At 72.9% G+C, this 9,105-nt stretch carries 6 protein-coding genes; 5 read left to right on the top strand and 1 reads right to left on the bottom strand.

Annotated features, from left to right (window positions below; translation table 11 throughout):
- Window positions 1-119 precede the first annotated feature (119 nt).
- Complete coding sequence (locus tag ACWGKU_RS37265; RefSeq protein ID WP_380352787.1) at window positions 120-1,124, bottom strand: LacI family DNA-binding transcriptional regulator; 1,005 nt, start codon at window positions 1,122-1,124, stop codon at window positions 120-122.
- Between the two features lie 282 nt (window positions 1,125-1,406).
- Between ACWGKU_RS37265 and ACWGKU_RS37260 the strand changes: the two genes are divergently transcribed.
- The 5 genes from ACWGKU_RS37260 to ACWGKU_RS37240 all read left to right on the top strand — a co-directional run bounded on the left by ACWGKU_RS37260 (window position 1,407) and on the right by ACWGKU_RS37240 (window position 9,038).
- A complete protein-coding gene (locus tag ACWGKU_RS37260; RefSeq protein ID WP_401053316.1) occupies window positions 1,407-2,705 on the top strand; it encodes an ABC transporter substrate-binding protein in 1,299 nt (432 codons plus the stop codon).
- Between the two features lie 2 nt (window positions 2,706-2,707).
- The gene (locus ACWGKU_RS37255) at window positions 2,708-3,673 is read left to right on the top strand and encodes a carbohydrate ABC transporter permease (RefSeq protein WP_401053314.1); all 966 of its coding nucleotides are present in this window, start codon (window positions 2,708-2,710) and stop codon (window positions 3,671-3,673) included.
- Window positions 3,674-3,719: 46 nt separating this feature from the next.
- The gene (locus ACWGKU_RS37250; RefSeq protein WP_452180016.1) at window positions 3,720-4,565 is read left to right on the top strand and encodes a carbohydrate ABC transporter permease; all 846 of its coding nucleotides are present in this window, start codon (window positions 3,720-3,722) and stop codon (window positions 4,563-4,565) included.
- Window positions 4,562-6,448 (top strand): DUF5107 domain-containing protein, encoded by a 1,887-nt coding sequence (locus tag ACWGKU_RS37245; RefSeq protein ID WP_452180017.1) that lies wholly within the window; start codon window positions 4,562-4,564, stop codon window positions 6,446-6,448. The genes ACWGKU_RS37250 and ACWGKU_RS37245 overlap by 4 nt, the downstream gene beginning before the upstream one ends.
- Before the next feature lie 88 nt (window positions 6,449-6,536).
- A complete protein-coding gene (locus tag ACWGKU_RS37240; RefSeq protein WP_452180018.1) occupies window positions 6,537-9,038 on the top strand; it encodes an RICIN domain-containing protein in 2,502 nt (833 codons plus the stop codon).
- Window positions 9,039-9,105: the final 67 nt, after the last annotated feature.

The following is a 9,105-nucleotide window of genomic DNA, read 5'->3' as shown; positions in this document are numbered from 1 at the left end:
CGCGCGCGGCCCCCCACCCCCCCGCCCCGGTCCCCCCCCCCGCGCCCGGCCCGCCCCCCCCCCCGACCGGAGGCCGGGGAGCTGCCCCCCGGGGCAGCGGTCCGCCGGCCCGGGCCGGTTCAACGGCCACCGACCGGGCCGGTGCTGTCCCGGACGACGAGCTCGGGGCGCAGCAACTGGATCGAGTTGGCCGGGCTGCCGGAGCGGGTGAGGGCGCGCAGCAGCAGTTCGACCGCTTCCCGGGCCATCTCCCGCTTGGGGATGGCCACGCTGGTGAGCGCCGGTCGGGCCACGCCGACCTCCGGGTTGTCGTCGTGCCCGACGATCGACAGGTCGTGGGGCACGGAGCGGCCCGCTTCCCGGGCGGCCTCCAGCGCCCCCAGGGCGAGGACGTCGTGGGTGGCGAAGAGCGCGGTGATCGTCGGGTCTGCGGTGAGCGCCGCCGTCGCCGCGGCGAAGCCGCCCGCGGGGGTGGGTTCGCGCGCGGTGTGGACGGCGTGGTCGGGGACGGTCAGGCCGTCGCCGGCGAAGGCGCGCCGGAAGCCCGCCACCCGCGGGGCGTGGTCGGGACTGGCGAGCACCGCGACGCGCTCGTGCCCGAGTTCGCGCAGGTGGCGCCCGGCCAGGTGGCCGGCCCGCTCGTAGTCGATGGTGACCACGGGGAAGCGGTCGGGGGCGTCGGTCTCCCAGGCGCACAGGGCGACCGGGAAGGAGGCCTCGGCCAGCAGCGGCAGGTGGTCGATCAGGTCCCGGTCGCCGGCGATCAGCAGCGCGTCCACCGAGCGGCTGGTCAGGCTCGCCAGGTGACGCTTGGCGCGCTCGCCGTCGAGCCGGGTGGTGCAGAGCAGCAGGTGGTAGCCGTTCGCGTCGAGGACGTCCTCGACCTCCTCGACGATGTCGGGGTAGAAGGAGCCCGTCACCGTGGGGACCAACAGGCCCACCGTCCGGGTGGCGCCGGTGGCCAGGGAGCGCGCGACCAGGTTGGGGGTGTACCCCAGTTCCCCGATCGCGGCGCGCACGCGGGCCGCCGTCGCCGGGCTCACGGCCCCCCGTCCCCGGATGACGTTGGAGACGGTCTGCTTCGTGACCCCGGCGCGCTCGGCCACGTCCTGCATCGTCACCATGACTGGATCCTTCGACTTTACCGGTCAACTTGCTTTCGGTGAAAGGTAGGGCACCGGTGAAGGGGCGTCAAGGTCGATCAAACCCCAGCTCCGGTCGGCAACTTGAGAGTCCCTTGCGCAATCGGTGTCGAAGCGACGCAGTCCGGGGCAGGTTTTTGCAAGGACTCTTGATTTACCGGTCAACCCGACCGTATCGTCCCAGCCATCCAGCCGCTCCCCGTCCTCGGGCCCCGGCTGACGACACGTCCGCGCGGCATCTCGCGCCTCCGAGAGGAACCACCCATGGGGAGAACGACCATGCCCGCCGCCCGCATCATCGGGGCGGCCACCGCCGTCGCCCTCGCGCTCGGAGCGAGCGCCTGCGGCAGCGGCTCGGAGGGCGGCGCGAAGGCCGCCGGCAGCTTCACCTACTGGTCGATGTGGCGCGCCGACGAGCCGCAGGCCAAGGTGCTGAAGGCCGCGATCGACGACTTCACCGCCGCCACCGGCGCCAAGGTGGACGTCACCTGGGCGGGCCGGGACATCGCCAAGAAGATCGGCCCGGCGATCGCCGCCAACCGGGCCCCGGACCTGTGGGACGAGTCCGACGACAAGGTCTACGGCACCACCGCCGCGGCCGGCCAGGCACTGGACCTCTCGCCGGTGCTGCAACTGCAGGTGCCCGAGGAGAACGTCCCGGTCTCCCAGGTCGTCCCGGCCAAGTACTTCGACATGCTGCCGAAGGACCCGTCCGGCTCCAACCACTACGTGATCCCGTACGAGGTCGTCACCAACGCCATGTTCTACAACGCGGCCGACCCGGCGATCGCCGCCGCCATGCCCAGTCCGCCCACCGACTGGGCCGGACTGCTCAAGGTCTGCGACGCGCTGAAGACGGCCGGGAAGGCGTGCATCGCCTCCGAGGGCGAGGACCCCTGGAGCAACGCGCTGTACTTCGACTACCTGCTCAACGGGGCGGGGGTGAACGTCGCGCAGCTCGCCGCCGACAAGTCCGGCGCGAGCTGGGACGATCCGGCGGTCCTCGCCGCGGCGCAGCAGGTGGAGCAGCTGGTGAAGGGCGGCCACCTGATCGAGGGCTACGACGCCACCAAGTACCCCGCGCAGGAGACCAACTGGGCGGGCGGCAAGGCCGCCTTCTACATGGACGGCAACTACGTCACCGCCGAGGTGGCCAAGCAGGTCCCGGCCGGCTGGAGGACGGCGTCGATGCTGCCGCCCACCGCGAAGACCCCGGACGCGAGCCTGTTCGGCTTCGCGATCCCCAAGCGGGCCAGGAACGCCGCCGCCGCACAGAAGTTCATCGCCTTCTTCCTGCAGAAGAAGCACCTGTCCGGGATCTCCACCACCGCGCTCAACCTCACCCCGCGCAGCGACATCCCGGCCCCCGCCGAACTGGCCGACGTCCAGAAGGCCCTGGAGGCCCCGACCGTGCGCCTCGGCTTCGACGGGGTGGCCGGCAGCTGGCTGCCCAAGGTCCTGAACGAGAACTACCTGGACTTCTGGCACGGCAAAACCACGGCCGACCGGTTCGTCGCCACGTGCAAGGCCGACCAGGTCACCTACTGGCAGACCCAGGGCTGACGGTGGCGACGACGATCGACAACCCGCCCCGGACGGACGCCGCCCCGGGCCGGTCCGAGCGCGCCGCCCGCTCCGGCGTCGGCCCGCTGGAGCGCCAGCGCCGCCGGGTGTTCTGGCCCTTCACCGCGCCCGCGCTGATCGTGTACGCGGTGCTGTTCGTCGCCCCGGTCGGCTACGCCCTGTGGACCAGCCTGTACACGTGGGACGGCATGGGCGAGATGGAGTGGCGCGGCCCGCGGAACTACCTCCTGCTGTTCCAGGACCCGAGGTTTCGCACCTCGCTGTTCAACACGCTCGAACTGATGGTCGTCGGAGGCACGATCACCTTCGTGCTCAGCTTCGCGCTGACCCTGGTGCTGCGCGAGATGCGGGCCAGGCTGTTCGCCCGGTCGGTGCTGTTCTTCCCCTCGCTGGTCAACGGCATGGTCTTCGGCATCGCCGCCGGGTTCCTGTTCTCGCCCACCGGCCCGGTCAACCAGGCGCTGAAGCTCTTCGGGGTGACCACACCGCCCAAGTGGCTGTCGACGGACAACCTGCTCCCGATGGTCCTGGGCACCCTGGTCTGGACGGCGACCGGCTACTACACCTCCATCATCATGGCGGCGGTCGACCAGATCCCCGACTACCTCTACGAGGCGGCCGAACTCGACGGCGCCGGCGCCTTCCAGCGCTTCCGGCACATCACCCTGCCGTGCGCCTGGGACGTCATCGCGGTCTGCGCGGTGCTGTGGACCGTCAGCTCGGTGAAGATCTTCGAGCTGATCCTGCTCTACGGCGGCAGCACCAACGCCTATCCGCCGGTGAGCAGTTGGAACACCGCCGTGTACGTGTACGCCGAGGCCTTCCCGCAGGGCACCGTCCCCCGGCTGGGCACGGCCACCGCCGCCGCGATCGTCAGCCTGGCCATGGTCACCCTGATCACCGTCGTGCTGCGCCGCCTGCTGCGCCGCGAACCGATCGAGTACTGACCCGTCGCGTCCCGGCCCCCCGCACCCAACCGGAAAGGTCCCTCCCGTGCGACGCAGTAACCGACCCACCGGACTCGCGAGCAGGATCGGCACGGCCGCCGTCTGGATCGTCGTCGCCGCCGACCTGCTGCTGGTCCTGTGGATCCTGCTGACCTCGCTGCGCAGCGGCCCCGACATCCTGCGGCACGGCTTCGGCCTGCCGACCAGCCCGGACACCGGCAACTACACCACCGCGCTCGACGAGGGCGGCTTCGCGCGGGCGGCCCTCAACAGCGTGCTCACCGCCGGCCTCTCCTCCGTGGTCGCCGTCGCCCTCGCCGCCCCCTGCGCCTACGCCCTCGCCCGGCGCCGCTCGCGGACCTCCTCGGCACTGACGATGAGCTTCGCCATGGGCCTCGGCGTGCCCGGCCAGGTCCTGGTGGTGCCGCTGTTCATCGGCCTGTCCCAGGTGGACCTGACCGACAGCGACCTCGGCCTCGGACTGGTCTACGTCGGCCTGGCGATGCCGTTCACCGTCTTCCTGCTGACCGGCTTCTTCCGCGGCATCCCCGGCGTGCTGGAGGAGGCCGCCGTCCTGGACGGCGCCGGCCCGCTGCGCACCTTCGTCCAGGTGGTGCTCCCGGTCGCCCGGGGCGGGCTGGTCACCGCCTTCCTCCTGCAGTTCATCACCGCCTGGAACGAGACCCTGTTCGCCCTCGTCCTGACGAACAGCCAGGGGACGACCACCCTCCCGGTGGCGCTCTCCTCGTTCGTCGCGGCACAGCAGTTCAACGGCCTGGACTTCGGCACGATGTTCGCCGGGGTCTGCATCATCCTCGCCCCGATGATCGCGCTCTTCTCCTGGATGGGCTCGCGGATCATCCAGGGCATGACAGTTGGGATCGGCAAGTGACCTCGACCCTGCGCACCGACCCGCTCCGCATCGACGGGACCCCCGATCCGGTCGGCGGCACCCTGCCGATCCTGCACGGCCTGCCCCGGCAGACCGGCGCCGGCGCCGGGGTCGACGACGAGATGCGCCGCAACCTGGCCTACGGGGTGCCCGACACCCTGCTGCCGTACACCCGGCAGGGCGGGTACGACCGCGTCCGTACCGAGCGCGAACTCCCGTGCGTGGTGCTGGAGAACGAGACCCTCACCGCGACCTTCCTGCCCTCCCTCGGCGGGCGGCTGTGGTCCCTGGTCCACCGCCCCACCGGGCGGGAGCTGCTGCACCGCAACCGGATCCTGCAGCCCGCCAACCTCGCCCTGCGCGACGCCTGGCTGGCCGGCGGGGTGGAGTGGAACCTCGGCGCCACCGGGCACTGGCCGCTGACCTGCGAGCCGCTGCACGCCGTCCGGGTGAGCGCGCCCGACGGCACCCCGGGCCTGCGGATGTACGCCTTCGAGCGGCTGCGGCGCCTGGTGCTGCGGATGGACACCTGGCTGCCCGCCGGCTCCCCGGTGCTCTACGTCCGCATCGCCGTGCACAACCCCGCGCCGACCGAGACACCGGTCTACTGGTGGTCCAACATCGCCGTGCCCCAGGACCGGGACGTGCGCGTCCTCGGCCCGGCCGACCACGCCTTCCACTGCGACTACGTCAGCGACCTGCGCCGGGTGCCCTTCCCGGAGGTCGACGGCGCCGACCGCAGCTACCCCGGCCGGGCGGCGCGCGCCGCGGACTACTTCCTCGACCTCCCCGGCGGCGAACGCCCCTGGATCGCCGCGCTGGACGGCACCGGCGCCGGGCTCGTCCAGACCTCCACCGCCCGGCTGCGCGGCCGCAAGCTGTTCTGCTGGGGCACCGGCACCGGCGGCAGGCACTGGCAGGAGTGGCTCTCCGGCCCGGACTCCGCCTACCTGGAGATCCAGGCGGGCCTGGCCCGCACCCAGCTGGAGCATCTGCCGATGCCCGCCGGCGCCACCTGGTCGTGGACCGAGGCGTACGGGCTGCTGCAGGCCGATCCCACAGCCGTGCACGGGAGTTGGGAAGCCGCCCGGGAGGCCGCCGGCGAGGCGCTGGACCGGTTGCTCCCGCCGCTGGAGCTGGAGCGGGCCGACGCCCGGGCCGGGGAGTTCGGCGCGCCCGAGGAGGTGCTGTCCGAGGGCGGCGGCTGGGCCGCGCTGGAGATCGAGGCCGGTGCCCTGCCCGCCTCGCCCGCCCTGCCCTTCGGCGAGCCGGCGGCCGCCCAGGAACCCTGGCGGCAGCTCCTGAAGACCGGCACGCTCCCGGTCTGCGACCCGCCGGCCGAGCCGGTCACCGGGGCGCACTGGCGGCGGCTGCTGGAGGCGAACGCCACGGACTGGCACGCGCTGTACCAGCTCGGGCTGCTGCGCCTGGCCGACGGGGAGCGGGAGTCCGCCCACGAGGCGTTCGAACGCTCCGTCGCCGTCCAGGCCTCGCCCTGGGCGCTGCGCGCGCTCGCCCTCCTGACCCCGCAAGCGCGGGAGGCCGCCGACCTCATGCTCTCGGCCCACCGACTCCGGCCGGAACTACGGGAGTTGACGATCGAGACGCTGGAGTCGCTGCGGCGCGCCGAGCGCCCCGCCGAGGCACTCGCGCTGATCGAGGCGCTCTCCCCGGCCGACCGGGCGCACGGCCGGATCAGGCTGGCCGAGGCGGAGGCGGCGCACGCCCGCGGCGACGACGACCGGGTCCGGCGGCTGCTGGCCGAGGGCATCCAGGTCGACACCATGCGCGAGGGCGAGCTCTCCCTGGACACCCTCTGGCTCGCCGTCCACCCCGGCACACCGGTGCCCCCGCAGTACGACTTCCGCATGGCGGACGGCTGACCGCCCGCCTCCCCCGGACCACTCTCCCGTTCCGCACCCCCCACAGCAGGGGCGCAACCGTGCGCCCCGCCACGGAAGAGGAGTACCAGTGCCACCTCTACGCACCCGATGGGCCCGCGTCCTCGCCGCCACCGCCCTGGCGGCACTCGGCGCCGGCACCCTGGCCGCCGGACCGGCGCCCGCCGACAGGCCGTCCGCCGACTCACCTGCCGCCGGCAAACCGGCCCCCGCCACGTACACGGTCTCGGTCGGCAGGACCGGCTCGTACGCCTACCCCGACGACACCCAGGCCAGCCCCTACACCGACAAGGACGGCACCTTCTACTTCCAGCAGTCCCACGCGCTGTACGGCGCCAAGGACTTCCGGCAGTGGGACTTCTTCACCGGCCGGGACTTCGACAGCGCCACCAGGTCCGCCGCGATCAGCGACGCCGTCAACCCCGCCGACCCGTCGGACCGCAACGACGACACCACCGCACGCTGCAACAACAGCCCCACCGGACGGCAGTCCAGCTACGCGCCGCAGGGTTCGCACTACGCCCAGCGGAACTACTGCGACCTGGCCGGGGTCTGGGTCGACCCGGACACCGGGGACTGGTACGGGCTGGTGCACAACGAGTTCACCCCCCAGCCCTTCGGCGACGGCCTGCACTACGACGCGATCGACTACGCCGTCTCCACCGACCAGGGCCGGACCTGGGCCATCAGGGACCACGTGATCACCTCGCCGTACAGCACCGCACGCGGCGACACCGCGGCCTTCCCGCAGCAGACCTTCTCCTACGGCGACGGCGACCAGCGACTGTTCGTGGACACCGCCTCCGGATACTTCTACGTCTTCTACGGCTCCCGGATCGTCGACAAGGGCGGCAGCTGGGGCGCGTTCCAGCAGCACGTCGCGCGGGCCCCGATGTCCGCCAAGATGGCGCCGGGCAGCTGGCAGAAGTGGTTCGACGGCGCGTGGTCGCAGCCCGGGGCCGGCGGCCTGGAGAGCGACATGGTGCCCGCCGACGGCGCCAACCCCACCGGGTACCTCCCGCCGGCCAAGGAGTACAACCCCGCCAACCCCGGCACCGTCAGCCAGCAGATCGCGGCCGGCACGCTCGCCCCGAGCACGCCGCTGTTCGTCATGAACATCAGCTACGACGCCTATCTGGGCCTCTACATCGGCACTCCGCAGGCCGTCGACCAGAGCGGCAACGCCCCGCAGCAGATCTATGCCACCAAGGACCTGGCCACCCAGAAGTGGACCCTGCTCGGCGACACCGGCAGTTACCACACCGCCTCCTGGTACCGCTGGTTCCTGGACAGCGCCAGCCTGACCGGCGCCACGATCGTCGGCAAGACCTTCAGGTCGTACTGCTCCTTCGCCTGTGCCGGCTCGGACGGCCAGTACGTCGAGCTCACCGTCGGCTCCTCCGCGCCGGCCGCCCCGCCGGTCGACCTGACCAGGACCTACCGGATCCAGAGCGGCAACGGCCGGGTCCTCGCCCAGACCTCCGGCGGCTCCGCCGTCACCTCCACGGCCAAGGCGGCCGGCTCCGCCCGCGAGTCCTGGCGGTTCCTGGCCGAGGGCGACGGCTCCTACCGGATCGTCAACGCCGCCACCGGTCAGCTGCTGGGCGTCGACGCCACCTCGACGGCGGGCCGGGCCTGGGGCGCCGCGCTGACCGCCACCGGCGCCGTCGGCGGGAACGCCACCGTCGGGCAGCAGTGGTTCATGCTCCCCAGCAAGGCCGGGAAGGGCCGGTTCCAGCTGGTGAACCGTTACAGCGGCCTGGTGATCGGCATGTCCGGCACCTCGGGCCGGCTCGCCGAGACCGTGCCCGCCCGCTCCTGGAGCGACACCACCGGCGGCACGGTCGGCGGCGGCCGCACGGCGGCCGAGCAGACCCTCGCCCTCGCCCCGACCGGCACGGCCCCCGAGGCCGTCGTCCTCACCGCCCCCGGCGACCAGGCCGGCACCGTGGGCAAGGCCGCCTCCGTCCAGCTCGGCGCCACCGACAGCGCCGGCAAGCCGCTCACCTTCACGGGGGCCGGGCTGCCCGCCGGGCTCTCCGTCAGCCCTTCGGGTCTGATCACCGGCACCCCGACCGGGCCCGGAGTCTCGAAGGTCACCGTCACCGCCTCCTCCGGCACCGCGAGCGCCTCGGCCGTCTTCACCTGGACCGTCGAGCCGGACCTCAGCGGCAACCACACCCTGACCACGGGCGGCAAGGCCCTCGACGACGCCGACAGCAGCACCGCCGCCGGCAACCCCCTCATCACCTGGACCGCCTCCGGCGGGAGCAACCAGCTCTGGCAGTTCCGCCCCCAGCCCGACGGCTCGTACGAGTTGGTCAACGGCCTCTCGTCGATGTGCGCCGACGTCAGCGGCGGCTCCACGGCCGCCGGCGCCCAGGTGATCCAGTGGCCGTGCGGCGGCGGCGCCAACCAGCACTGGAACGTCCGGCTGACGGCCGACGGCTCCCGCACCGTCACCTCGGCCCACAGCGGCCTGCTGCTCACCACCGCCTCCGGCGCCGACGGCGCCGCGGTGACGCAGGAGCCGGACACCGGATCGCCGCTGCAGCGGTGGTCGATCTCCTGACCCAGGCCCGCAGGACGGTCCCCTGGGGGGCGGTCCTGATGCCGGGCTCCCGGGGGCTGTCCCCGGG

This window comes from Kitasatospora sp. NPDC054768 (genome assembly GCF_053612025.1).
This window is presented reverse-complemented; position numbering and strand designations above follow the sequence as displayed.

What these genes read in the sequence shown, in the direction of transcription:
- ACWGKU_RS37265 (WP_380352787.1), bottom strand. Translation starts at nt 1,124, where the DNA reads ATGGTGACGATGCAGGACGTGGCCGAGCGCGCCGGGGTCACGAAGCAG.
- ACWGKU_RS37260 (WP_401053316.1), top strand. Translation starts at nt 1,407, where the DNA reads ATGGGGAGAACGACCATGCCCGCCGCCCGCATCATCGGGGCGGCCACC.